This is a genomic window from Blautia sp. HCP3S3_B11, from assembly GCF_052064435.1.
Taxonomy (GTDB): Bacteria; Bacillota; Clostridia; order Lachnospirales; family Lachnospiraceae; genus Blautia_A.
On the sequence record NZ_JBQHVP010000016.1, the window covers coordinates 61,850 to 83,749 of the forward strand.

Consider the following 21,900-nt stretch of genomic DNA (forward strand, 5'->3'; position numbering starts at 1 on the left):
TTACTTATTAGTTATTATTTTTCCTCATACTGAGCCATGTAATTGCTTACACAACGGTTGATTCTGTCAACCGGGTTGAGCAGATGGCTGACGGACTGGTCATGATTCAGAGTATCAATGATCAGGGCAATATATTTACTCATATCGCAGGAGATATAATAGTCTTTTGCGAGAAGCTCAGGAGACTGGTAGATCAGGTTTGTGGTAAGCAGTTTGTCAAACACACCTGCTTTATGAGCTTCGTCAAATTTCTCAAGTCCATCTGTGAACAGTCCGAAAGTAGAACAGATATAAATTCTGCCGGCGCCTCTTTCTTTAAGAAGAGAAGAAATCTTAAGAACTGTATCACCGGAGGAAATCATATCATCGATCAGAATCATATCCTTGCCTTTAAGGTTTGGTCCAAGGAATTCGTAAGCTGCGATCGGATGACGTCCGTTGATTCTCTTGGAGTAGTCAAGACGTTTATAATACATACCCATATCAACACCAAGAATGTTGGCAAGATAAATTGCACGATTCATACTTCCCTCATCAGGGCTGATAATCATAAAGTGATTATTGTCAATATGCAGTCCTTCTTCGTTTTTGAGAAGAGCCTTGATGAACTGATAGGATGGCTGCACTGTTTCAAATCCATGCAGAGGTGTTGCATTCTGTACACGAGCGTCATGTGCATCGAATGTAATGATGTTCTCTACACCCATGCTTACAAGTTCCTGAAGTGCTGTTGCGCAGTCCAGGGACTCTCTGCCGCTGCGGATATTCTGGCGGCTTTCATACAGATATGGCATGATAACGTTTACTCTGCGGGCCTTTCCGCCGATAGCGCCGATAACACGTTTCAGATCCTGAAAATGGTCATCAGGGGACATAAGATTCTCATACGGTCCAATATTATAGGTAACACTGTAGTTACATACATCAACCATCAGATAGATATCATCACCACGTACGGATTCCATGATCGTGCATTTCGCTTCACCGGAACCGAAACGTGCTGTCTGAACCGGGATCAGATAGGAATCTCTCTGATATCCCTCGAATGCAAAAGAATCAAGCTCTTCGTGGCTGCGTTCCTTGCGCCACTGCACCAGCCATTCGTTTACTTTCTCACCCAGATCCTTACAGCTGATCAGAGGGATCAGACCAAGTCTGCCCACCGGAAGTGTAGTTAAATCTTTAGTTGTTGCCTGTGCCATGATTTTATTTTCCTCCTAAAAAAATTTTCTGTATACGGATATCCTTTCCTTCCAGTTTAACCATGCGGTAATTGCTGGCGATTCGCGAAAAAGTTCGCTCGGAATAAGTATCCGAGAAATTTTCCAGTTTCAGATTTGTTGATATGATCGTAGACTTCCTGCGCATGATACGTTCGTTTATGCACAAAAACAGCTGGGAAGAGACAAAGCTGTTGGTAAGTTCGGTTCCCAGGTCGTCGATAATCAGCAGATCACTGTCAAATACAAATTCCTCGCCCTCTGTTTTCTCTCTGGAAAATTTGGATTCTGCCAGCAGATCAAACAGGTCAAATGCGGAAAAATACATTACGCAGTGTGCTGATTCCAGAAGCTTATGAGCAATACAGTGGGAAAGAAAAGTCTTGCCTACACCGGTATCGCCGTAAAGAAACAGATTCTCGAAAGAATCATCAAAATTTCTCACGAACCCTCTGGCTATATCATAAGCCCTTTTGGCTGTCTCCCTTTCGGTCAGCCCTGTGGTTTCGTTCTTCATTGTATCAGAATAGTAATCAAAAGAAAAGTGATCAAAGTTTTCTTTTTTGAGAATTTCTTTTAAATTGGACTGTGTGTAGAGCAGCTCAATCTCTGCTTTCTTAAAACAGGTACATTTCTGACTGCCCACATAGCCTGTATCCTGGCATATCGGACACTTATAAGGAAGTTCCAGATAATCCTCCGGATAGGAATTACATACAAGCAGAGCATTGCGCTCCTGAGACAAAAGAGAAATTGCCGCCTTGAGATCCTCGAGACTGGAAGATTCTCCACTTAAGAGTGCTCTTGCCTTTCTGGCACTTAAAGTTGCAACTTCCTCATCTATCTCGCGGATACGGGGAATCTTCTCATAAATTTCCTGTGTGCGTTCTTCGAGAATGCGGCGGTTTTGTGATTGCGTCTTGCTGTATTCCCTCATAATTGTATCATACTGATAATTCTGTAAAGGCATAATGCTGCACCCTTTCTTTTGTTATGCAAAACATCTATTGATTCAGCAATTTTTTCTCATATTCACTAAAATCATATTCCCGCTGATGGAAATTATTAAAACGATTTGTAGCAGCCGGCTTAGGCGAGGCGGCTTTCTTCTGTGCCTTTTTCTCCAGTTTCTGACGCTGGTGCTGTGCATCAAGAAGACGGACATCAGCTAATGTGCGGACATTTTTATCTTTCCATCCGGAAAGAATTTTATCCGCATACTGGAAACTTGGCTGTCCGGTGGAGAGGACTGTACGGCTGCAAGCCTCCTGAATAATATCCATAGAAAAGCCATAATCATTAAGCCAGGTATTCATAAGAGAAATCTCTGTATCTACTGGATTTCGGCCGCTGATTCCCATAGATTTAAAGATAGTGAAGTATTCTTTTGCATAACGGGAGTTAGATTCTTTTGCCATAGTGACAGTGGTGATTCCTTCATCTGCCCATGCAAGAGCGACAGTTTCTATGTACCGGATGCTCTTATGTCCGCGGCTGACGCTATACTCAATCAGATATTCAATCAGATCCGGTGAAAACTTCAGCTCATCATAGAAGAATAAGATTTTCTTCATTTCAGTAGGTGTGAGTGTTTTACCGAGATATTGTTCTGCAATATAAAGGAGCTGCACGATCTCATCGTTCTGCTTTAATTCTTTTATACGGTCTGGTGAGAGTGAAGAAGCTGATCTGGCGGCCGGCTTTGTGGACGGAACTGAAACATCAGATGACTGGGCGACAGTATCTTTTGCAACAGAAACTGTCTGAACAGCTGGTTTTGATGAATCAGAAACGTCAGATTTAACAGGCGGTACGTTCAGAGTAATGTCCGTAATGTCTTCGTTGCTTCTGTAAGTCAGGGTAAGGAGATTTACCTTTTCCCAATATTTCAGGGCGCGGACAATATCTCTTTCTGTACAGAAGAAGTGATCTGCCATCTGCTCCAGGCTGAAAGGTACGGATGCGTCAGAAAGAAGCCTCAGAAGATAGATGTATACTTTTACAAATTCTCCGTTGGCTTCGGGCATATAGTTGTCTATGAAATTGTTTGTTAATACAGTCACTTCCGCATTGCGGGAATTCTGTAATGTGATCATAGCCATGAATCTCCACTCTCTTTCTTAATAAGCTACAGTTTATCGGTTGTTTTGCGTAATTCAAAGTTACTGTGTGACGCGAAGTATGGTATTGAACGGAGTCAACAGTAACACCCTGAATGATAACCTGAATTATAGCACAAGATTTTTTAAAAGAGAATAGGGGATTTTGGCCTGAGATTTCTTCCACATTTGAATGTGGATAATGTGGATAATGTGGAAAGGTGAAATTGTTTATATATTATCGGAAACTAGAAAAATGGCAAATTTTATAGAAAAATGATGTATCACAGGGATAAATGAAGTCGAATTATGTAAAGTGACTTGTACACATATAAGTCCACATATTTAAGCGGATAAAAATGTGTATAACAATGTGGATAATGTGGATAAGTCGCTCAAATATGCATAAATATGCGTAATACAAAGGGGGATAAATTGTTTATAACTTTTTTCAAAGAATCATGGCATTCAGTAAAAGCCTGCATTTACAATAGAAAAATCCCCGGCAATAAGCCGAGGACTTTAACAATCATCTAATATTAAGAAAAAATCTTATAATCTGCCGGCATTATTTACCAAGCAGCTGCTCTCCGATATTTACGACATCTCCCGCACCCATAGTGATGAGCAAATCGCCATCCTGACAGTTAGAAAGAAGATAATTCTCAATCTCGTCAAATGTCGGGAAGTATTCACATGGAGTTCCAAGTTCCTGAATTCGTTTCTGCAGATCCTCAGAGGAAATACCAAGAGTATCTGTTTCTCTTGCAGCATAAATATCTGCAACCACTACATGGTCTGCCAGACTCAGTGCCTTGGCGAATTCCGGAAGGAGCGCTTTGGTACGTGTATATGTATGAGGCTGGAATACGCACCATAATTTCTTGTGTGGATAATTGTGCGCTGCATGAAGAGTAGCCTCGATCTCTGTCGGATGGTGTGCATAATCGTCTACGATAGTAACGCCTGCAACTTCACCTTTATACTGGAAACGGCGGTCTGTTCCTGTGAAGCTTCCAAGTCCCTTAATGATCACTTCTTCGGAAAGATCAAGAAGATGACCAAGAGCGATAGCTGCCAGAGCATTGGAAACATTGTGGATGCCCGGCACTTTCAGGTAATAGCTGCCAACTTTTACACCATTACGAAGAACAGAGAAGGATGCATGTCCATATTTATCATAAGTGATATCAGCTGCCTGATAATCGGCATCGTGTTCCAGACCATAAGTGATCACATTACATGGAAGATCGCGGATAATGTCTTCATATTTAGGCGTATCAGCGTTAATGATTAGTGTGCCGTCAGCAGGAAGAAGTTCTGCAAAACGACGGAAAGAATGACGAATGTCATCAATATCCTTAAAGAAATCCAGATGGTCAGCATCCATGTTCAGGATAATACTGATCTTCGGAAAAAAGCTCAGGAAGCTGTTGGTATATTCACAGGCTTCTGTGACAAATGTTTCAGATTCGCCAACCCGGATATTGCCGCCGATAGCCGGAAGGATACCGCCGACGCTGATCGTAGGATCACAGTCTCCTGCAAGAAGAATATGAGATACCATAGAGGTTGTGGTAGTTTTTCCATGAGTTCCGGAAATAGCAATCGGTGTATCATAATTTCGCATGATCTGTCCGAGAAGTTCTGCACGTGTAAGCATAGGAAGTCCTTTTTCCTTTGCACAGGCAAATTCCGGATTGTCAGGATGGATAGCTGCAGTGTATACGACAACATCTACGTTGTCTGTGATATTTGAGGCGCGCTGACCGTAGTAAACAGTAGCTCCTTTTTGTTCAAGTGCCTGAGTAAGAGGGCTGGATTTGGAGTCTGAACCGGAGATAACAAAGTTTTCTCCGAGAAGAATCTCAGCCAGTCCGCTCATACTGATTCCGCCGATACCGATAAAGTGTATATGAAGCGGTTTATGAAAATCTATCTGATACATTCTATAATCTCCTTATTAAATATATTTAAGTTACTACTCACACACCACTATCCCGCGAGATGTTTTGACATAAAAATGTTAAAATTCCGAGATATATTGCGCGAATTTATGCGAATAGCATAAATAAGTTTGCGAAGCAAACGATACTCTTTGGGCTTTGCGCAAGGAGGTTCATATTTCCTGCATCGCGAAGCGTGTTACTGAGAACAGAGTGAACAGTAACATATTTAACTCATTATACTCCCTACGTCTGAAAATGAAAAGAGCTTCTTTAAGTATGTCCTACATGATAAAAAAATACAAAAAACGACACTATATATATAAAAAATGCATAACTATATGGGAAGAAACACAACAGATAAATAAAAAAACGTGTACAAAAACAATAAAAAAAACAAATATATAAAACAAAAATTGTAAATAATGTTCACTATCGGGAGGAAGTGTGCTATAATTAAATAATCATAATTACAACAAGAGGTGATTGCATGATTAAGAAAGAAATGATAGCCATGCTTCTAGCTGGCGGCCAGGGCAGCAGACTGGGTGTACTGACAGAAAAAGTAGCAAAACCTGCAGTTTCTTTTGGCGGAAAATACCGCATCATAGATTTTCCGTTAAGTAACTGCATTAATTCGGGTATCGATACAGTAGGCGTATTAACACAGTATCAGCCTCTCAGGCTTAATACACATATTGGCATCGGTATTCCGTGGGATCTTGACAGAAATGAAGGTGGTGTAACAGTACTTCCACCTTACGAGAAGAGTACCAGCAGTGAGTGGTATACAGGAACGGCCAATGCGATCTTCCAGAATATGGATTATATGGAACAGTATAACCCGGATTACGTTCTGATCTTATCCGGTGACCATATCTATAAGATGGATTACGAAGTGATGCTTGATTTCCATAAAGCGAATAAAGCGGACGTGACAATCGCCTGTATGCCGGTTCCTATTGAGGAAGCAAGCCGTTTTGGTATCATGGTAACAGATGAGATGGGAAGAATCACAGAGTTCGAAGAGAAACCGGAGCATCCAAGCAGTAATCTGGCATCCATGGGTATCTATATTTTCAGCTGGCCTGCTTTAAAAGAAGCGCTGATGACTTTGAAGGAACAGGGTAGCTGTGACTTTGGTAAACATGTTCTTCCATATTGTAAGGAGAAAGGTGAGAGACTTTTTGCCTATGAATACAATGGATACTGGAAGGACGTAGGAACACTTGGCTCTTATTGGGAAGCCAATATGGAACTGATCGATATCATTCCGGAATTTAATCTGTACGAAGAATTCTGGAAGATTTATACAAAGGGAGATATCATCCCGCCGCAGTATATTTCCGCAGAAGCTGTTACTGACAGATGTCTGATCGGAGAGGGCGCGGAGATTTACGGAGAAGTACATAATTCAGTAATCGGACCGAATGTTGTGATCGGAAAGGGCAGTGTGATCCGCGATTCTATCATTATGCGTAACTCAACGATCGGAGAGGGTGTACGGATGGATAAAGCAATCATTGCCGAGGATGTTACAATCGGAAATAATGTTGTATTGGGATGCGGAGAGGAAGCACCGAACGTGCTGAAACCTGCAGTATATTCATTTGGAATCGCTACTGTCGGTGAGCGCAGTGTGATTCCGGATAATGTAAGAATTGGCAAGAATACAGCAATATCAGGAATTACTACACCTGAGGATTATCCGGATGGTGGACTGGCCGGCGGACAGGTAATTGCAGCAAAGGACGGTGACAAATAATGAGAGCAATAGGTATTATTTTGGCAGGCGGTAATAATAACCGCATGAGAGAATTATCAAATAAGAGAGCGATTGCGGCAATGCCGATAGCCGGAAGCTACAGGAGCATTGACTTCGCACTGAGCAACATGGCAAGTTCTCATATCCAGAAAGTTGCTGTTCTGACACAGTACAATGCCCGTTCCCTGAATGAACATTTAAGTTCATCCAAATGGTGGGATTTCGGACGAAAACAGGGTGGTCTTTTTGTATTTACACCTACCATCACAAAGGAGAACAGCCTCTGGTATCAGGGAACAGCAGATGCAATCTATCAGAACCTGCAGTTCCTTAAGAGTAGTCATGAGCCATATGTTGTAATTGCATCCGGAGATTGTATCTATAAGATGGACTACAATAAAGTTCTTGAATATCATATTGCCAAACGTGCAGACGTTACAGTTGTATGTACTACCTGTGATGATCCGAATGAAATCGAGAGATTTGGTGTTCTGCGCATGAACGAAGACTGCAGGATTGAAGAATTTGAAGAGAAACCAATGGTTTCTTCCTATAATACAATTTCAACAGGTATTTATGTTATCCGAAGAAGACAGCTGATCGAGCTTATCGAGAGAGCTGCACAGGAAGGACGTCATGATTTCGTCCAGGATATCCTGATCCGTTATAAGAATCTTAAGAGAATCTACGGATATAAGATTGATAAATACTGGAGCAATATTTCTACAGCAGAAGCATATTACAAGACAAACATGGATTTCCTGAAACCGGAGATCAGAAATTATTTCTTCAAACAGGAACCAACGATTAAGACAAAGATTGATGACCTGCCACCTGCAAAATATAATCCGGGAGCACAGGTTAAGAACAGCCTGGTTGCCAGCGGATGTATCATTAACGGTACGGTAGAGAATTCCGTTCTTTTTAAAGACGTATTTGTAGGAAATAACTGCGTTATTAAGAACTCTGTAATTTTAAACAATGTATATCTGGGCGATAATACCCATATTGAGAACTGCATTGTTGAAAGCCGAGATACTATTCGTGCAAATTCGTATTACTGCGGCGAGGGAGAAGTGAAGATCGTCGTGGAGAAAAATGACAGATATGTATTATAAGTAAAAAGCCGGATAGATTCGGTAAAATCGAAAGGAGCTAATATATCATGAATATTACTGACGTGCGTGTGAGAAAGGTAGCAAAAGAAGGAAAGATGAAGGCAGTTGTTTCCATTACAATTGACGATGAATTTGTAGTACATGATATTAAGGTAATTGAAGGAGAAAAAGGATTATTTATCGCTATGCCAAGCCGCAAGGCAACTGACGGAGAATATCGCGATATCGCGCACCCGATCAATTCCGGAACACGTGACAGAATCCAGACAATTATTCTGGAGAAATACCAGGAAGTCATGGACGCAGAGCCAGAAGAAGCAGCGGCTGCAGAATAACTGGTAAAGAATAAACGTGAAATACTGAAAATAGGTTAAGAGGAACAGGCATTGTCTCAGAGATGAGATGGTGTCTGTTTTTTGCGTGATAGAAATTTGCCGTGATCTCCTGTTAAAAAAGTCCTGTCGTGCGGGCTTCTTTTTAGTGGCATTTAACCGAATCAAGTAAGTCCCCTGCTTCAATTGCGAGGAGCAATAAGCAGTGGGTGGGACTTGCTTGTATCAGGAGGGGTACAAGCCCCTCCTGATAAACTGCGGAGCAGTTATTCGGTTATGAGCAAGTAGCGAAAGCGGATTGCGAATATCCGATTGACAATTGTGAAATATTACGTAATTATTACAGAAGTTAATAAAAAGTGTTGATTTTTTTACGAAATATGTTATACTGGATTTCAGATTAACGAGAAAGGTGATTAATTTATGAAGAAAAAAGTTTTTTCATTACTGCTGGCAGCAATGCTTACTTTTTCCATGGGAACAACTGTATATGCAACAGAAGATGCGATCGCTGATATGCAGGCTCAGAAACAGGAAGCAGAAGCCGGACTTGCTCAGGCACAGGCGAATATTGACAGCCTTGAGAGCAAGAAGCAGGAACTGGAGAACTATCTGTCTGATTTAAATACACAGTATGAAGATCTGACCAACGCAATCTCAGAACTCAGCATACAGGCGGGAGAGAAAGAGAATGAACTGAATCAGCTTCACACAGAATTAAAGAAAGCAAAGAAAGCGTTAAATAAACAGTATGACGATATGAAACTTCGTATCCAGTATATGTATGAGAATGGCGGTACATCTGCACTGACAACATTGCTGTCATCTAAAGACCTGTCAGAGTTTCTTAACAATGCTGAGAACGTTGCAAAGATTTCGCAGTATGACAGAAATATGCTGGAGAAATGCGAGAACCTCCAGAATACAATAAAGGATCAGGAAACTACTGCAAAAGAGGAGAAAGCTTCTATTGATGAACTCCTTGCAGAAAGAGCATCCAAGCAGCAGGAGGTTCAGGAACTTGCGGCAAGTACCAGTGATAATATCTCTTCTTATGTAAGTCAGATCAGCGCCAGCCAGGAAGAGGCAGCAGCACTGACAGCAGAGATTAATAATGCGGACAACAGCATTGCCCGGCTGGTACAACAGGCAGAAGAAGAGAAAGCTGCCAGAGAAGCAGCTCAGGCGCAGGCCGAGGCAGAAGCAGCGGCAGCACAGGAACAGAGCGAAGAAGAGAACTCCGATTCTGAAGATTACGAAGAAGATTCCTATGATACAGAGGAGTCAGGAGATACATATTCAGAGGAGGAATCGTCAGAAGATACAGTTTCAGAAGATTCTTATAGCGAAGACAGTGATTCTTCTTATGAAGAAAGCACAGACAGCAGTGAAGATACATCCGACAGTTCTGTATCAGATGACAGCCAGTCATCTTCAGAGAGCGCAGACTCCAGTCAGGGAAAATATCTTGGTAACTTTACACTGACTGCATATTGTAACTGCGCACAGTGTTGTGGCACAGCAGGTAACCTGACAGCCAGCGGAACAGTTCCGACGGCAGGACGTACAGTAGCTATGGCAGGCGTTCCATTTGGAACACAGCTTCTGATCAACGGAAACGTCTATACAGTAGAAGATCTGGGAACACCTTATGGACATGTGGATATTTACTTCAACAGCCATTCAGAAGCATTAAGCTTTGGTCTTCAGTCAGCGGAGGTTTATCAGCTGAACTAAAGACAGAGATGATTCTGATATAGAATATGAAAGATTTGGAGAATCCTGATAAAACAGGATTCTCTTTGTTTTTTGCTGTTATTTTTTACCTGCCTTGTGTGTTGGATAGCTTAATGTTAAAATTATTAGTATATTTGTAACTATTCAGCAGTCTACTATCCCGCGAGGTGTTTTGGCATGAACATGCCAAAATCCCGAGACATACAAGTCAAAATCCCATCGCCGAAGGCGATTTTTAATGGATTTTGACTCGTAACTGTGAAGGTACTGAACAGTTACGTATATTTTATAATTTGACAGGTAAGTTGCCGATTACGGTTTACAGCTTTGGTAATTTAAGCAGAGAATTTGCCTGATTCTATTAAAATGGAGATAAAAAATGAGAATCTGTGGTTTTAATAAAACAACATTATTAGATTATCCGGGAAAAGTAGCCAGTACCATATTTCTGGGAGGCTGCAATTTCCGCTGTCCATTTTGCCAGAACAGTGTGCTGGTAACAGCGCCTGGGGAACAGCCGGATTATGCCCAGGAAGAACTTCTGGCATTTTTACAAAAGAGAAAAGGCATTCTTGACGGTGTCTGTATCTCAGGCGGTGAGCCGACCCTGTCTGACGGGCTGGAAGAGTTTATAGTGAAGATAAAAGAACTGGGATATGCTGTCAAACTGGACACGAATGGTTCACGTCCGGAGATAGTGAAACATCTGGCAGAGGCAGGACTGATTGATAAGGTGGCGATGGATATTAAGGCCTGTCCCGATAATTATAGAAATCTGACAGGAATTGAGAAACCATACATGGACAGTATCTTTGAGACAGCGGACTTTTTACTTCATGGAAAACTGGACTATGAATTTCGGACTACAGTTGTGCGGGAACTGCATACGCAGAAAGATTTTGAAGAAATTGCAGAGTGGCTTAAGGGAGCGAAAGAATATTACCTCCAGGCCTATAAGGACTCGGACGGAGTCCTGAGACCTGGATATGGAAGTTACACTTTTGAAGAGCTTCAGGGGTTCCGGAAAATTCTTCAGAAGACAATTTTATCGGTGGGAATCCGGGGCATCGATTAAACGATACCAGTAGCCGCCTCGAGCTTTTGACAATTCTATATAATCGCTTTCTTTGAAATACGGAAAACCAAACATATTTGCCATAAAACGCTCCTGCTGATTATAACTGCCCGGAACCCCCAGAATATATTGCCCATTATTTTTCTGCCCCAAAAGCAAATGCCCGAAATTATAATGTCCATACTGGATAAAACGGTTATTGCGCAATGCACAGTATTGACGTGGGAAACGTTTTAAATCGTTAAGATGAATCTTCCATGCTGTTGCAATTTCGCCATCTGAGAATGGGAAAAACTCAGAAGAATCTTTGCTTTTAGATATTTCGCCTTCATCGATAGCATTCTTGGGAGAATCTACAGATATAATAGATGCATTTGGTTTATTATGCCCTATGTAATCTGGAGATATTGTAGATGTATTATTTTCTGAGGCATTTACAGATCTTGGGGCTTCTGTGAATATATCTTGTGATTTTGTTTGTATTTCAGAAACTTCGGGTGGTATTGGGATTTCTTGTATAGTGGCAGTGAAAGAAGAATCAGAAATGTTAGCAAGAGCAGAAACATTGAAACTTGTGTCAATATTGTCGGAGTTTATATCTGCCATATTGGGTGAATTCTCATCGATAGGCGCATCAGATGTGTATAAAATCTCATTGACAAGAGTATCTGATGTACGTGAAGTATCGCTGACAGGGGTGCCTGAAGAGCGGGCAGGACTATCTGATGTATGTGATGTTTTATCAATAGGAGAAGCGGAAACATCTGATGAAGATTCTGCTTTCAATTCGCGGAAATTTTCAGGCCGGATTATCTGGTCATCCCATTCTGTGCCAAAGAATTCGCCATTATCAGTAATAATAACCATACCGCCCATCTTTCCAAGCGCTATGCCAGACTCATTCATATTCAAGGCATCTGTTATGATCAGGCATTCGATAATTTCTTTCTCTGTCTCACAGCTATCCAGAAGGATACCATTGATCAGTCCATCCTTTCGCGTAAATCCATAAATTCTGCACATTACATTTTCAGGAAGCCCCGGACAATGCAGATGTACCTCAACAGAACATTGCTGATTTTTCACCTCAACTTTAATAAAACCACAGTTACTGCCTTTCTTACCATTTTCGTAGTCATATACATATGCGATAAAACGCCGATATCCAGCCAAAATCTTCCCTCCGTAAAATCAGATTCAATAATGTATATGAGCATGATAAAAAAATATTCGAAAAAATTAAAAAAATTTAAAAAAATCTATTGACAAACTGCAATTTTACTAATATAATATCACTTGCATTGACGAAGCGTGGCTCAGTTTGGTAGAGCGCTGCGTTCGGGACGCAGAGGTCGTGGGTTCGAATCCCGTCGCTTCGACTAGCATAAAACAGCGAAAGTGCCAGAGAAATCAAGGTTCTCGGCACTTTCTTTTTTTATCTCATTTCCTTCAGTTTGTCCAGTTCATGAATTTTTGCAAGCTTTTCACGAATTTTTACAGCCTATTCCGATGAACAATAACTGCGAATATCCGATTGACTGCAAAAATTTTGTAAATGGGTTGATTTTATAATAGATTTTTGCTATCGTTATTTCAAACGAAAAAGCTTGCTATATTTTGGCTTTGGGTAAGCTTCAACGTATAAAGTTACATTTTAATTTGCTTGGGTTAAGAAACTCCGGGCTTTTTTTATGTTAAAAATGGGAAAGGAAGGCAGAGCTTGACAGATCAGGAACGTTTTATGAAAGAAGCTATCCGACAGGCAAAGAAAGCGGAGGCTTTGGAAGAAGTACCAATTGGCAGTGTAATCGTATATGAAGGAAAGATTATTGCACGCGGATATAATAGAAGAAATACAGATAAAAACACACTCTCTCATGCAGAGTTGAATGCAATCCGAAAAGCCAGTAAAAAGCTTGGTGACTGGCGGTTAGAGGGGTGCACGATGTACGTGACGCTGGAACCATGTCAGATGTGTTCCGGGGCGCTTGTGCAGTCCAGAATTGATGAAGTTGTGATTGGCTGTATGAATGCTAAGGCAGGCTGTGCGGGTTCAGTTATGAATCTTCTGCAGGTAGATGGTTTTAATCATCAGGTAAAAATTACGCAGGGTGTTCTGGAAGAAGAATGCTCCACAATGCTGTCTGATTTTTTCAAAAGACTTCGTGAGAAAAAGAAACAAGAAAAAGCAGCGAAGAAATCAGAACAGGAGAAGCTTGCGGAAAATAATTAATAAATCAGCAGCAGGAGTATAGTTAATAGGAACTAGTACATCGAAATTTAAGTTTCTGCTATATTGACGCAGGATGATTTCTTCAGCTGCAAGGCGGAGGAATGAGGCGTAGCGGTGGCTACGGCGATTGACGACAACGCCGAAGATGAAAAATCAGACAAGTCAATATAGCAGTTACTTAATATTCGCTGTACTAGTGTATAATCAGCTAAAATTAAATGAGGCGAAAGAATGAAAAGAGATACAACAAATGATATGACAATCGGCAATCCGGTGAGTCTGATCATAAAATTTATGATTCCCATGTGTCTGGGAAATCTTTTCCAGCAGTTTTATAACATTGCGGACTCGATCGTTGCCGGAAAATTTATCGGCGTAAATGCACTTGCGGCAATTGGAAGCACCGGTTCGGTGATGTTCTTTGTAACAGGCTGGCTGAATGGGCTTAGCAGTGGATTTGCAATTATTGTAGCGCAGATGTTTGGCGCTAAAAAGTTTGACAGGATGCGACATTATGTCGCAATGTCCATCTACCTGATGGCAGCATTTTCTATTGTAATGACGATAGGATTCAGTCTGGCGAATAAACCGATTCTGCACCTGATGAATTCTCCGGAAGAAGTATTTAATGATGTAACGGCGTATATGGGAATTATCTATGCCGGACTTATTGTTACAGGTGCTTACAATGCTCTTGCGGCGTTTTTAAGAGCTTTGGGAGATTCGAAATCACCACTGTACTTTCTTATTATCTCAGCAGTGATCAACGTAATTCTTGATGTTGTATTTATAGTTATATTTGGAATGGGCGTGGAAGGCTGCGGATATGCGACGGTGATCGCACAGGGAATTTCTGCGGTATGCTGTCTGATTTATATTGTAAAAAGATTTCCAATTCTTCATCTGGAGAGAAAGAACTTCGAGATATCCTGGGATAGTTTTGGCAGACTTTTGAAACTTGGAATACCTATGGGTCTGCAGTTTTCCATCACTGCCATCGGAACAATTATCGTTCAGAGTGCGGTTAATATTTACGGACCTGTACATATGGCTGGTTTCTCGGCAGCAGGTAAGATTCAGAATATCTTTGCCACAGTATTTACAGCTTTTGGTGCGACGATTGCAACCTATGTGGGACAGAATCGTGGTGCCCGTAAAATGGATCGTGTGAAACTGGGTGTGCGCTATACTCAGCTGATGATCTGGGGATGGAGTATCTTTGTCATGCTCCTGATGTTTTTCTTTGGAAAATATATGACCTACCTTTTCGTAGATCCATCAGAGCAGGATGTAGTGCAGGTATCTGTCACGTATTTCAGAACAGTGTTCTGGGCTTATCCATTTCTTGGAAGTATCTTTTTGTATCGAAATACCCTTCAGGGAATGGGATACGGACTTGTACCAATGCTTGGAGGCATATTCGAACTGGCGGCAAGAGCAGGAATCGTTGTACTGATCGCGGGACATACTTCTTTTGCAGGAGTCTGTATGGCTGATCCTGCAGCCTGGATTGCTGCACTTGTACCATTAGTTCCATATTATTTTCATGTGATGAAGAAATACAAAAACAAAAGCTGCGTACAGGCTGTAGAAGATTAAAGAAAAAAGCATTCAGGAGATTATCGTAAAGATAAAATCCAGAATGCTTTTTATTTCATATGATGGCTCACATCATGAATATTCTTTTTTGCGCGCCGCACTTCGGAATGGTCCCACAGACGTTACCTCTACAGTTAACTCAGCCCAGGCACCCTTACGGCACACAAGAGCTTCTGCTTAGTGCTGCTACATTCCTGTCCTGACACGGTTCACAGATTCCTGTTGCGTAAGACCCAAACGTCAACGCCACTTATAGAGGGCAGCTCCACAGGATACAAGCCTCAGATTGGCATCACCCCTGCTGTAGCGGATTGCAGGTACAGGGCACCGCTATCTCCCCGGCTGCGCACTCTTGATTATATAGGCGGGGACTGGGTTTGTCAATAGAAAAATAAGAGGTTACTGTTCACTCCGTTCTCAGTAACGTAGCCCAAATTCATTCCAGATTGCCTGCGGCAATGGAATTTTGGCTTGTATGTCTCGGGATTTTGGCATATTCATGCAAAAACACCTCGCAGGATACTATCAGTGAACAGTAATACGAAACGTCTTTTTACTCACAAAAGTTTTCCAACGCTATTGTGTGAAAAGAGTAAATATTATATAATAAACAAAGATAAACTATCATTATTCTGGAAATGGATATGTTAGGGTGTTATAACAAATATTACGGATGGTAACACTTGAATATACGGCGTGTCTTGTAGTGGATATTGATAATTCTTAGTAACTGTTCAGCAGTCTGCCAACTGTGAGAGCACTGAACAGTTACAATTTTTAAAACACAGAAATGGAGGATACGATCATGATCAAAAGAATAGGTATGCTTACCAGCGGCGGTGACTGTCAGGCACTTAACGCTACCATGCGAGGAGTAGTAAAAGGACTGACAAATAATGTAGACGAATTAGAGGTTTATGGATTTGACGATGGATACAAAGGGCTTATCTATGGGAAATACCGTATGCTTACATCCAAAGATTTCTCCGGAATCCTTACCCAGGGCGGAACAATTCTTGGAACTTCCAGACAGCCGTTTAAACTGATGCGTGTTCCGGATGAGAACGGACTGGACAAGGTTGAGGCAATGAAGCAGACCTATTACAAACTCTGCCTTGACTGCCTGGTTATCCTTGGTGGAAATGGTACACAGAAAACAGCCAACCTTCTGAGAGAAGAAGGTCTGAACATCATTCATCTTCCGAAGACCATTGATAATGATATTTATGGCACAGACATGACATTTGGATTCCAGAGTGCTGTAAACATTGCGACAAATGCGATTGACTGTATCCATACAACTGCATCCTCACATGGACGTGTATTTATCGTAGAAGTTATGGGACATAAAGTAGGAAGCCTGACACTTCATGCCGGTGTTGCCGGTGGTGCAGATATTATCCTTATTCCGGAGATTCCATACGATATCAAGAAAGTTACAGAAGCAATCCGAAAACGTGCAAAAGCAGGTAAACGTTTCACAATCCTTGCAGTTGCAGAAGGTGCTATCTCCAAAGAAGATGCACAGCTTCCTAAGAAAAAATACAAAGAAAAACTGGAAGCAAGAGCAAAGAAATATCCGTCCGTTTCTTATGAGATCGCAGATCAGATTTACAAAGAACTTGGAAATGAAGTACGTGTCACAGTTCCCGGACATACACAGAGAGGTGGAGAACCTTGTCCGTACGACCGTGTTCTTTCTACAAGAATCGGTGCAGGTGCAGCACAGGCAATCATTGACGGCGAGTATGGCGTAATGATCGGTGTGGTAAACGGAAAGATTAAACGTGTACCGCTTGAAGAATGCGCAGGCAAACTTAAAATGGTATCACCAAAAGACCAGCTGGTACTTGCTGCCAAACAGATCGGCATCAGCTTTGGTGACTGATGAAATATATGTCCGGTATTGAAACAGTACTTGACTGAAAGATACCTTTTCATATAAGATACTAAAGTGTAAAAAAGACCGCCGCGGGAATTTTTCCGCGGCGGCTGTGATAATAAGATATGAGATAGTTATATGATAGGAGTTTGTTCATGAGTTACACTGCTCTTTACAGAAAATTCAGACCGGATAATTTCGCAGATGTCAAAGGCCAGGATCACATCGTGACTACCCTGACAAATCAGATCAAACACAACCGGATTGGTCATGCATATCTGTTTTGCGGAACGAGAGGAACCGGTAAAACAACAGTAGCCAAAATTCTGGCGAAAGCAGTCAACTGTGAACATCCCGTAAATGGCAGCCCATGCAATGAATGTGCCATGTGTAAGGCAATTCAGGCAGGAACTGCAATGAATGTGATCGAGATTGATGCTGCATCAAACAATGGTGTAGACAATATCCGAGAGATCAGAGAAGAGGTTTCTTACCGCCCGACAGAGGGTAAATATAAAGTATACATCATAGACGAGGTTCATATGCTTTCCACGGGTGCATTCAATGCCCTGCTGAAAACACTGGAAGAACCGCCGTCTTACGTTATGTTTATCCTTGCGACAACAGAGGCGCACAAGATTCCTATCACGATTTTATCCAGATGCCAGAGGTATGATTTCCACAGAATTACCATAGATACGATCGCAGCCAGACTGGATGAACTTCTTAAGGTCGAAGGTGTAACTGCTGAGGAAAAAGCAGTCCGCTATGTGGCGAAAGCAGGGGATGGCTCTATGCGAGATGCGTTGAGCCTTCTTGACCAGTGTATCGCTTTTTACCTTGGACAGGAACTTACCTATGATAAAGTTCTGGAAGTTCTGGGTGCTGTTGATACTGAAGTGTTCAGCAAACTTTTGCGTAAAGTAATTCAGGGGGATGTGACAGGTTCTATCCATATCCTGGAGGAACTGATCGTAGGCGGCAGGGAGCTGAGTCAGTTTGTAGGAGATTTTACGTGGTATATGAGAAATCTTCTTCTGGTAAAGACCTCTGAGAATCCGGAGGAAGCAATTGACGTTTCATCTGAGAATATGAAGCTTCTGAAAGAAGAAAGTACGATGCTGGAAGCGGAGACGTTGATGCGTTATATTCGAATCTTTTCAGATCTTTCCAACCAGATACGATATGCAACACAGAAGAGAGTCCTTGTGGAAATTGCACTGATTAAATTGTGCCGTCCTGCGATGGAAACAAATCTGGATTCTGTTCTGGACAGACTTCGTGTGCTGGAACAGCGGATAGATGAGCGCCCGGTGCAGCAGGTGATCGTGCAGCAGGGAACATCTGCGACAGGAGCGGATACCGCTGCAACTGCTACAGCAGCTAAGAAAGCCCCGGCAAAAGCGGCACCGGAGGATCTGCAGAAGATCGTGGCGGGCTGGAGAGTAATCACAGGTCAGACGACAGGGATGTTTAAACAAATGCTGCAGAAATCTGTTCCAAAATATAATGGAGAAACAGGAGAGCCGATTCTTTATGTGGAGTTTCAGGATTTCCTCGGACAGTCTTATGTAGATAATCCGGAAGCAAAGAAAGAACTTCAGGATATCATCATTGCCCAGACAGGAAAGACAGTAGAAATCCAGATGCTGGTAGCAAATCAGCATCAGCATACGAATCTGGCGAACATCACAGTGGATCAGGCAATAAAAGATAACATCCATATGGATGTTGTTATAGAAGAAGACCCTGATGAACCGCTGGAATAATTAATGATATTTGAAGAATTGTGGGAGAAGCATAGCTGCGGAACAATTCGTAATATCAAAAATATGTAGAATAAAGGAGGATACCACAATGGCAAAACGTGGAGGATTCCCGGGAATGGGTATGCCGGGAAATATGAATAATCTTATGAAACAGGCGCAGAAAATGCAGCGCCAGATGGAAGAGAATCAGAAAGCACTGGAAGAGAAAGAATTCACAGCTACAGCAGGTGGCGGAGCTGTAGAAGTAACCATCTCCGGTAAAAGAGAAGTTACAAAAGTAAAACTTCAGGAAGAGGTTGTAGATCCTGATGATATCGAAATGCTGGAAGACCTGATTGTTGCAGCAACAAACGAGGCACTTCGCAAAGTTGAAGAAGAATCCACAGCCGTTATGTCCAAACTGACAGGCGGCCTTGGCGGTCTTGGCGGGGGTCTTCCATTCTGATGGAATACTACAGCAGTCATATCAATAAGCTGATCGAGCAGCTTTCCCATCTTCCGGGAATCGGGGCAAAATCAGCACAGAGGCTGGCATTTCACATCATGAACATGCCGAAAGACCAGGTGGACCAGCTTACTTCATCGATCATCAATGCCAGAGAGAATGTGCAGTATTGCAAATGCTGCTACACGCTTACAGACAGAGAAATCTGCCCGATCTGCAGTAATGATAAACGAGATCATTCCGTAATCATGGTCGTAGAGAATACCAGAGATCTTGCCGCATATGAGAAAACCGGCAAATTTGACGGCGTTTATCATGTACTTCATGGTGCAATCTCACCTATGCTTGGAATCGGGCCGGATGATATCAGGCTGAAAGAACTCATGCAGCGTCTGACGAAAGATGATGTAAAAGAAGTGATCGTTGCCACAAACTCCAGTCTGGAGGGCGAGACAACGGCAATGTATATCAGCAAACTGATCAAACCTACCGGTATCAAAGTAAGCAGAATCGCAAGCGGCGTTCCTGTAGGTGGTGATCTGGAGTATATTGATGAAGTAACTTTACTGCGTGCTCTCGAGGGACGCGTAGAACTTTAAAAGTTATTGCAGATGCAGTAACTTTTGAAATCTGGTAAAAGGAGGAGCAACTTTGTCAAAAAAGAAAGCAACTTCTTCTGAAGTGGCAGAGAAAGCTGGCGTATCCCAGGCAACGGTATCGATGGTCCTGAATAAGAAATACAATGTTTCTTTTTCCAGAGAGACAGTAGAGAAGGTAGAACAGGCAGCCCGGGAATTGGGTTATCAGCTTCCCGGCCGCAAAAACAAAAAAGACAGCAAGAAGGAAAAACTGATCGTTGTCTTTTGCCCGACTCTGACAAGTCCATACTATGTGCTGCTCCTTCAGGGAGTAGAGGCAGTAGCGAACAAGCAGGGATATGGTGTCTTTATCTGCAATACACAGAGAGATGCCCGCCTGGAGGAGAAATACCTTCGCATGATGCACACCATCCAGCCTCAGGGAATCATTTACAGCTGCAATCCAAATCCGGACTTTCAGCCGCAGGTGGAACAGCTGGCACAGACGATTCCTCTTGTTATCATCAGTAACAAAGAGAAAACTACTACGGTAGATGCCATTAATCAGGATAATACAGTAGTGGGAAAAATGATGGCCAGGCATCTGCTTGATCTGGGACACAGAGATGTGGCATTTATCACGCCGCCTCTGACCAGAAGACAATGGCAGAGAAGTAAACGTGTAAATGGTTTTGTAAAGGAATTTGAGAAAGAAGGACTGAAGGAGCATGTGATCATAAAGGCAGCAGATGAGTCTATAGACTCAAGAATTCCACGAATGGATACAGAATATTCCATGGGCTACCAGCTTACCATGGAACTTTTGAAAGAGGGAAGGGAATTCACTGCGATTGCCGGTCAGAATGACATGATGGCAATTGGGGCGCTGGATGCACTTCATGAGGCAAAGATTCATGTGCCGAGGGATGTCTCTGTAATCGGATGTGACAACATTTTTTATTCCAGCATCCGGAGAATTTCTCTCACGACCATCGATCATTTTGTAGCACTTAAAGGCCAGGATGCTTGTGACATTATTATCCGCAAGATTGATACAAGGGAGCGGGCGCTGACAGACTCAGCGCCGATCAGTCTTTATAATATTGAATACACGCCCAAGCTCATATCCAGACGCACAACCGGATATGCGAAAATCCGGAAAAACCCTTCCGGGAAAAATTAATTAAATACGCCGTAGAAAATTATTAATAATAATTTGGAACTTCAAAACTAAACTGCAGATAAGATATACCGTAGAAATACGATTCAAAGACGGATTGACTATAATTTATCAAGGAAATCAGTATTAATAAAAAACATAATTATTAATAAGAAAATTATTAATAATTATTCATGCGCTTGACCTTCCTCAGAAGTTTGCTATAATGAAATCATCAAACGAACGAACGCTTGGAATGAGCAAAAACAGGAGGGATTATAATCATGAAATTTTTTATTGACACAGCAAAAGTAGAAGACATTAAAGCAGCTAACGATATGGGTGTAATCTGTGGTGTTACTACAAACCCATCTCTTATCGCAAAAGAAGGAAGAGATTTCAACGAAGTAATCAAAGAGATCACATCTATCGTAGACGGACCGATCAGTGGTGAAGTTAAAGCTACAACAACAGACGCTGAAGGCATGATCAAAGAAGGCCGTGAGATCGCAGCAATCCATCCAAACATGGTTGTCAAGATCCCTATGACAGTAGAAGGTCTGAAAGCAGTTAAAGTTCTTTCAGCAGAAGGAATCAAAACAAACGTTACTCTGATCTTCACAGCTAATCAGGCACTTTTGGCTGCAAGAGCTGGCGCTACTTATGTATCTCCATTCCTTGGAAGACTTGATGATATTTCCACAAGAGGTGTAGATCTGATCCGTGAGATCGCTGAGATCTTCGAAGTAGCTGGAATCGAAACAGAGATCATCGCTGCAAGCGTAAGAAATCCGATCCATGTAACAGACTGCGCACTTGCTGGTGCTGATATCGCAACAGTTCCATACAGTGTAATCGTACAGATGACAAAACATCCTCTGACAGATGCAGGTATCGTGAAATTCCAGAACGATTATAAAGCAGTATTCGGCGAATAAGGAGA

18 protein-coding genes, 1 tRNA gene and 1 other RNA gene are annotated in these 21,900 nt (G+C 42.0%); 14 read left to right on the forward strand and 6 right to left on the reverse strand.

Translation table 11 applies throughout. The annotated features are described in order from the left end of the window. Window positions 1–14: 14 nt before the first annotated feature. From ACTNC0_RS13470 to murC, 4 genes are all read right to left on the reverse strand, one after another. The gene (locus ACTNC0_RS13470; RefSeq protein WP_441087768.1) at window positions 15–1,202 is read right to left on the reverse strand and encodes a ribose-phosphate pyrophosphokinase; all 1,188 of its coding nucleotides are present in this window, start codon (window positions 1,200–1,202) and stop codon (window positions 15–17) included. A gap of 4 nt (window positions 1,203–1,206) precedes the next feature. Then, window positions 1,207–2,190, reverse strand: a complete 984-nt coding sequence (locus tag ACTNC0_RS13475) for an ATP-binding protein (protein ID WP_441087769.1) — start codon at window positions 2,188–2,190, stop codon at window positions 1,207–1,209. A gap of 34 nt (window positions 2,191–2,224) precedes the next feature. Then, window positions 2,225–3,322, reverse strand: coding sequence for a DnaD domain protein (locus ACTNC0_RS13480; protein WP_441087770.1), 1,098 nt, complete (start codon window positions 3,320–3,322; stop codon window positions 2,225–2,227). A 565-nt stretch (window positions 3,323–3,887) separates the two neighbouring features. Beyond that, the gene (murC, locus tag ACTNC0_RS13485; protein WP_441087771.1) at window positions 3,888–5,267 is read right to left on the reverse strand and encodes a UDP-N-acetylmuramate--L-alanine ligase; all 1,380 of its coding nucleotides are present in this window, start codon (window positions 5,265–5,267) and stop codon (window positions 3,888–3,890) included. A gap of 488 nt (window positions 5,268–5,755) precedes the next feature. Here murC and ACTNC0_RS13490 point away from each other — a divergent pair, with 488 nt between their 5' ends. The 5 genes from ACTNC0_RS13490 (at window position 5,756) to ACTNC0_RS13510 (ending at window position 11,292) form a co-directional block, all read left to right on the forward strand. Then, a complete protein-coding gene (locus ACTNC0_RS13490; protein ID WP_441087772.1) occupies window positions 5,756–7,030 on the forward strand; it encodes a glucose-1-phosphate adenylyltransferase in 1,275 nt (424 codons plus the stop codon). Next, window positions 7,030–8,148, forward strand: coding sequence for a glucose-1-phosphate adenylyltransferase subunit GlgD (glgD, locus tag ACTNC0_RS13495; RefSeq protein ID WP_117676641.1), 1,119 nt, complete (start codon window positions 7,030–7,032; stop codon window positions 8,146–8,148). Before ACTNC0_RS13490 ends, glgD begins: the two co-directional genes overlap by 1 nt. Window positions 8,149–8,195: 47 nt before the next feature. After that, on the forward strand, window positions 8,196–8,483 hold the full coding sequence (gene spoVG / locus ACTNC0_RS13500; protein ID WP_291814248.1) for a septation regulator SpoVG: 288 nt from the start codon (window positions 8,196–8,198) through the stop codon (window positions 8,481–8,483). A 420-nt stretch (window positions 8,484–8,903) separates the two neighbouring features. Beyond that, complete coding sequence (locus ACTNC0_RS13505; protein WP_441087773.1) at window positions 8,904–10,217, forward strand: PcsB-like coiled-coil domain-containing protein; 1,314 nt, start codon at window positions 8,904–8,906, stop codon at window positions 10,215–10,217. Window positions 10,218–10,596: 379 nt separating this feature from the next. After that, window positions 10,597–11,292, forward strand: coding sequence for an anaerobic ribonucleoside-triphosphate reductase activating protein (locus tag ACTNC0_RS13510; RefSeq protein ID WP_441087774.1), 696 nt, complete (start codon window positions 10,597–10,599; stop codon window positions 11,290–11,292). Here ACTNC0_RS13510 and ACTNC0_RS13515 read toward each other — a convergent pair. After that, the gene (locus tag ACTNC0_RS13515; protein ID WP_441087786.1) at window positions 11,263–12,198 is read right to left on the reverse strand and encodes a DUF6128 domain-containing protein; all 936 of its coding nucleotides are present in this window, start codon (window positions 12,196–12,198) and stop codon (window positions 11,263–11,265) included. The genes ACTNC0_RS13510 and ACTNC0_RS13515 overlap by 30 nt on opposite strands. 399 nt (window positions 12,199–12,597) lie before the next feature. Here ACTNC0_RS13515 and ACTNC0_RS13520 point away from each other — a divergent pair. The 3 genes from ACTNC0_RS13520 (at window position 12,598) to ACTNC0_RS13530 (ending at window position 15,124) form a co-directional block, all read left to right on the forward strand. After that, window positions 12,598–12,671, forward strand: a tRNA-Pro gene (locus tag ACTNC0_RS13520). 341 nt (window positions 12,672–13,012) lie between these two features. Next, window positions 13,013–13,525, forward strand: a complete 513-nt coding sequence (tadA, locus tag ACTNC0_RS13525) for a tRNA adenosine(34) deaminase TadA (protein ID WP_441087775.1) — start codon at window positions 13,013–13,015, stop codon at window positions 13,523–13,525. Between the two features lie 231 nt (window positions 13,526–13,756). After that, window positions 13,757–15,124 (forward strand): MATE family efflux transporter, encoded by a 1,368-nt coding sequence (locus tag ACTNC0_RS13530; RefSeq protein WP_441087776.1) that lies wholly within the window; start codon window positions 13,757–13,759, stop codon window positions 15,122–15,124. Between the two features lie 90 nt (window positions 15,125–15,214). Here ACTNC0_RS13530 and ffs read toward each other — a convergent pair. Next, window positions 15,215–15,474, reverse strand: an RNA gene (ffs, locus tag ACTNC0_RS13535) — signal recognition particle sRNA large type. Between the two features lie 455 nt (window positions 15,475–15,929). On the opposite strand from ffs, the gene ACTNC0_RS13540 reads away from it, so the two are divergent. The 6 genes from ACTNC0_RS13540 (at window position 15,930) to fsa (ending at window position 21,895) form a co-directional block, all read left to right on the forward strand. Next, the gene (locus ACTNC0_RS13540; protein ID WP_441087777.1) at window positions 15,930–17,012 is read left to right on the forward strand and encodes a 6-phosphofructokinase; all 1,083 of its coding nucleotides are present in this window, start codon (window positions 15,930–15,932) and stop codon (window positions 17,010–17,012) included. A gap of 149 nt (window positions 17,013–17,161) precedes the next feature. Continuing rightward, window positions 17,162–18,775: a DNA polymerase III subunit gamma/tau gene (gene dnaX / locus ACTNC0_RS13545; RefSeq protein ID WP_441087778.1), complete on the forward strand. Its 1,614-nt coding sequence runs from the start codon at window positions 17,162–17,164 to the stop codon at window positions 18,773–18,775. 88 nt (window positions 18,776–18,863) lie between these two features. Continuing rightward, window positions 18,864–19,220, forward strand: coding sequence for a YbaB/EbfC family nucleoid-associated protein (locus ACTNC0_RS13550; protein ID WP_008706923.1), 357 nt, complete (start codon window positions 18,864–18,866; stop codon window positions 19,218–19,220). After that, the gene (gene recR, locus ACTNC0_RS13555) at window positions 19,220–19,819 is read left to right on the forward strand and encodes a recombination mediator RecR (RefSeq protein WP_441087779.1); all 600 of its coding nucleotides are present in this window, start codon (window positions 19,220–19,222) and stop codon (window positions 19,817–19,819) included. Before ACTNC0_RS13550 ends, recR begins: the two co-directional genes overlap by 1 nt. 52 nt (window positions 19,820–19,871) lie before the next feature. Further along, window positions 19,872–20,981, forward strand: a complete 1,110-nt coding sequence (locus tag ACTNC0_RS13560; protein ID WP_441087780.1) for a LacI family DNA-binding transcriptional regulator — start codon at window positions 19,872–19,874, stop codon at window positions 20,979–20,981. 260 nt (window positions 20,982–21,241) lie between these two features. Further along, window positions 21,242–21,895 carry a fructose-6-phosphate aldolase gene (gene fsa / locus ACTNC0_RS13565; RefSeq protein ID WP_117676629.1) on the forward strand — a complete coding sequence of 218 codons (654 nt, stop codon included), beginning with the start codon at window positions 21,242–21,244 and terminating at the stop codon, window positions 21,893–21,895. The last annotated feature ends 5 nt before the right edge of the window (window positions 21,896–21,900 follow it).